General features: G+C 52.8%; 2 rRNA genes. Both read left to right on the top strand.

The window, feature by feature from the left end:
- Nucleotides 1-237 (top strand): 23S ribosomal RNA (locus tag D8M41_RS11485); the annotation flags it as partial.
- A 103-nt stretch (nt 238-340) separates the two neighbouring features.
- Nucleotides 341-458, top strand: a 5S ribosomal RNA gene (gene rrf, locus D8M41_RS11480).
- The last annotated feature ends 67 nt before the right edge of the window (nt 459-525 follow it).

Genomic DNA, 525 nt, shown 5'->3' with positions numbered 1-525 from the left:
CCGGGACGGACGAACCTCTGGTATGTCAGTTGTACCGCCAGGTGCATGGCTGATTGGCTACGTTCGGGAGGGATAACCGCTGAAAGCATCTAAGCGGGAAGCTTGTTTCGTGATGAGTTCTCCTGGCCCCCGTGTGGGGTGTGAGGTTCCCTGTAGATGACGGGGTTGATAGGCCGGGTATGGAAGCGCTGTAAGGTGTGGAGTTGACTGGTACTAATAGACCGAAGGCTTACATTATAGTCATTTTTGTTTTGTGTGTTTGTGTTCACTGTACAGTTTTGAGACAACAAGCTATTCTTTTACGGGGGGTAATCCCCGTGAAGGTGTTGTTGTGTGGTTTTGCGGTGGTGATAGCCGGGGGGAAACGCTCAGTCTCCTTTTCGAACCTGGTTGCTAAGCCCTGTGGTGTTGATGGTACTGCATCTTGGTGGGTGTGGGAGAGTAGATGGCTGCCGCAATTTTTTTTGTGAGTGGGGGTCCCCTTTGTGGGGGGCCTCCTTTTTTTGTGCCCCCAAGGGGGGGGTG

Source organism: Rothia sp. HSID18069 (genome assembly GCF_003989155.1).
In the GTDB taxonomy this organism is placed as follows: domain Bacteria; phylum Actinomycetota; class Actinomycetes; order Actinomycetales; family Micrococcaceae; genus Rothia; species Rothia aeria.
Note: the sequence above shows the minus strand (reverse complement) of the source record. Positions and strands in the feature narration are given on the sequence as shown.